General features: G+C 42.0%; 4 protein-coding genes and 2 pseudogenes. 2 read left to right on the forward strand and 4 right to left on the reverse strand.

Going from position 1 to position 2157, the window contains the following annotated elements:
- Positions 1-42 precede the first annotated feature (42 nt).
- From ACZMB2_RS14030 to ACZMB2_RS14045, 4 genes and pseudogenes are all read right to left on the reverse strand, one after another.
- Positions 43-417 (reverse strand): ImmA/IrrE family metallo-endopeptidase, encoded by a 375-nt coding sequence (locus tag ACZMB2_RS14030; RefSeq protein ID WP_238062039.1) that lies wholly within the window; start codon positions 415-417, stop codon positions 43-45.
- A pseudogene (locus ACZMB2_RS14035) lies at positions 407-595 on the reverse strand (plasmid mobilization protein); the annotation flags it as partial. The pseudogene ACZMB2_RS14035 and the gene ACZMB2_RS14030, both read right to left, overlap by 11 nt.
- Positions 576-914: a helix-turn-helix domain-containing protein gene (locus tag ACZMB2_RS14040; protein ID WP_487597173.1), complete on the reverse strand. Its 339-nt coding sequence runs from the start codon at positions 912-914 to the stop codon at positions 576-578. The gene ACZMB2_RS14040 and the pseudogene ACZMB2_RS14035, both read right to left, overlap by 20 nt.
- A complete protein-coding gene (locus tag ACZMB2_RS14045; RefSeq protein ID WP_118596009.1) occupies positions 911-1405 on the reverse strand; it encodes a transposase in 495 nt (164 codons plus the stop codon). The genes ACZMB2_RS14040 and ACZMB2_RS14045 overlap by 4 nt, the downstream gene beginning before the upstream one ends.
- A gap of 220 nt (positions 1406-1625) precedes the next feature.
- Here ACZMB2_RS14045 and ACZMB2_RS14050 point away from each other — a divergent pair.
- Positions 1626-1829 (forward strand): annotated as a pseudogene (locus tag ACZMB2_RS14050) (IS91 family transposase); the annotation flags it as partial.
- Positions 1830-1887: 58 nt separating this feature from the next.
- Entirely contained in the window at positions 1888-2073 is a 186-nt protein-coding gene (locus ACZMB2_RS14055) for a hypothetical protein (RefSeq protein WP_118596010.1), read from the forward strand.
- Positions 2074-2157: the final 84 nt, after the last annotated feature.

A 2157-nucleotide genomic window follows, 5' to 3' on the forward strand; every position in this document is an offset into this window, starting at 1 on the left:
CCTGTTCATACTATGATATATAGAACAGGATCTTTATTTACTTTATTTCGCCAGGAAATTGCTCTGAATCTCCATCGGCATATGATAAGCCTGGCCTCGTTTTGTCAGGCTGTATAATTTAAAGCTCATTAGTTCCGGAGTCGCATTCAATGAACTGCAGAGTCCGAAATAATCCAGGTCCTCGTTCTGAACCATATCTTCGATTTTCTCATCTTCAATCAGCAGATCGGCAGCAAACAGATTGGCCTGGTATTCTGTATTATCCGTCATATTGTAGAGTGTATCATCTTGCATCGGAGCCATTTTCAGCTGGGAACGATGCAGGATGATGTGCCCTAATTCATGGGCGGCAACGATCATCTTCTCTTCTTCTGAAAGGAAACTGCTGATCATGACATAGATCGTCTTACAGCTCATAAAACAGTATCCTTTTTCTCAATAGGAATAAGTCCGTGATGCACTGGTGGATTTCATTTTCTATAGCACGTGACTGACTGCCACCGCTGTTAAAATGCTTGGCGATCTGATTTAGATTCGATCCGATCTTTCCATATTCACTGACCAGTTTTCTGAGATCATTCATGTCTGCAACAACTACCTTGACAATCAGCGATACCTTCATCGGCTAATGCCGGAACGATTTCACCGGGGGCCATGCTGGCATATTCTGGTCTGTTACAGATGTTTATGATCTCACGGCGTATCTCTGCGGGTATCTTATTAGCGGGATTTGAATGATCTGCGTGGGGACGTCCATCTTCATAGGAATCAGTATCCGCTTTTCGCTGTTTCCAACGGTAGAAAGTCCGTTCTGTGATTCCGAGGCGTTCACATGCCTTTTTACAAGACGCTCCTGATTTAATGGCTTCATTGATCAGCAGTACAGCATTTTCGCGATCTGAGGCGCTGATCATTCGTCCTCTGAATCCCCCCAGATCGCATTTGCTTTTTTTGACAGTACAAGTAAGGCAGCTGCTTCTGCAAGAGCCTTTTCCTTACGCTGTAATTCTTTTTCAAGTTTTCTGCGTTCTTTCTCAGAATCCTTAAGTTCGCGGTTAAGCCGGGAAGCTTCTTTAGCGATGCCACCATTGGCATTCATGCAGGCATCTTTCCAGGCTTTGATCTGCTCGATATAAAGACCTTTTTTACGGGCATACTCGGCAAGTTCCGTTTCATTCATACTTGCTGTTTCAACAACAACTAAAAATTTATCCTGTGTACTCCAGTCATCAGGAACCGCATCCGTACCAGGAGCAGCATAGCCTTCCTTTCTGGCTTTATCCCGCCAGTTACGAAGTGTCTGTTCAGAGATTCCTTCTTCTCTGGATATCTTGGTAATAGATTCATTGTTTGGTGGAAGCATCCTCCTGAGGAGTGCATCCTTTAATTCTGGACTATAGTTCATAGCGAAAGCTCCCTTCCTGTGATAGCTACATACTACCGCAAAAGTAATTATCTTTCACTGACAACTATCCTAACACACAGGGATATTGTCAATGTCAACTGCACCAGTGATCTCACCCTTATTAATGATTATAAGAATATTTGTTCCGTCGTCGTCGACAGCAAAGCACAGTTCATCAAATTCTTTATCAGGATTATTCTCGTGAAGAGAATCTGTCATTGTCCATAAATCGAAACATGCTCTTATAAGAAGTTTTACCAAATGGAGGCAGGACATCCTGTTATCTTTTGGTTACGATCCCTTGTATTGTCCTCATTGCAAAAAAGAAATGCTTTTCGTAGAAATCTATCACAATCATAAACGAGTTCCTCTTCAAGAACTTTACGAAAGGGCCATGGCAAAAGCTAAATGCCGCTCTGCTTGATTTTTCTGCCTGTCTGTATCATACTGAACTTATTAACAGACAGGGAGGAATTTAAACCATGGATGCAAAGCTTATAGAGGAACTCAGACAAAAATACAGCAAGAATCCTCCAGAGGGAATGACATCCAATCTGGTCAAAAACATGACAGACTCTGACCTTTTGGATATGCACTATTTTCTTACCGATGATGATGACCTCGATGACGATGAATTTGAAGAAGGTTTTTACATCGACTTCTTTTAATCTATCGTCTGTTTTCTATGCCCGCTTTTGTGCGGGCTCTTTTTATCAAGAGTTCGACGAATGTCGAACTTTCCTATTATATAA

It is taken from the genome of Hominiventricola sp. (genome assembly GCF_057604405.1).